Below are 424 nucleotides of genomic sequence, written 5' to 3'. Positions count from 1 at the left end.
ACGATGGGTCCTGTCAAGTCAGGGTTTGTTGCGGCGAGAACGAGGGTCGCCCAGCCTGCTTGGCAGTTGCCGATAATGGCCGGCAGAGGCGCGCGCGGATGCCGGCGGATCACTTCTCGAACAAACGCCGCTTCCGCATAGGCCACATCAGAGAGTTGCTGATCCTGCTCCGGCTCGCGACGGAAGCTCACCAGATAAACCGGATGACCTTCGCGCAATGCGACGCCGAGCTGACTATCGTGCTCGTGAGCTCCCACACCCGCAGTGTGTCCCGCTCGTGGAGGGATGATAACAAAGGGCCGACGACGGGAGTAATCGACCGTAACATCTTGCGACGGGATGATGCGCAGCAATACGAAGTTGGACTTTACGGGAAGATCCCTTCCGTCCATGATCTTCTCGTACTCGTAGAAAAGAACCGGCG

Annotated in this window: 1 protein-coding gene; it reads right to left on the bottom strand. The window is 59.0% G+C overall.

Features of this window, described 5'->3' with window-relative positions; all coding sequences use genetic code 11:
* On the bottom strand, nucleotides 1-424 hold a 424-nt coding region (locus I6F09_RS37295), incomplete at both ends, for a DUF3141 domain-containing protein (RefSeq protein ID WP_225143963.1).

It is taken from the genome of Bradyrhizobium sp. IC3195, from assembly GCF_020193585.1.
Classification (GTDB): Bacteria; Pseudomonadota; Alphaproteobacteria; order Rhizobiales; family Xanthobacteraceae; genus Bradyrhizobium; species Bradyrhizobium yuanmingense.
The sequence above is the reverse complement of the archived record's forward strand: the minus strand, read 5'-3'. Positions and strand labels throughout refer to the sequence as shown.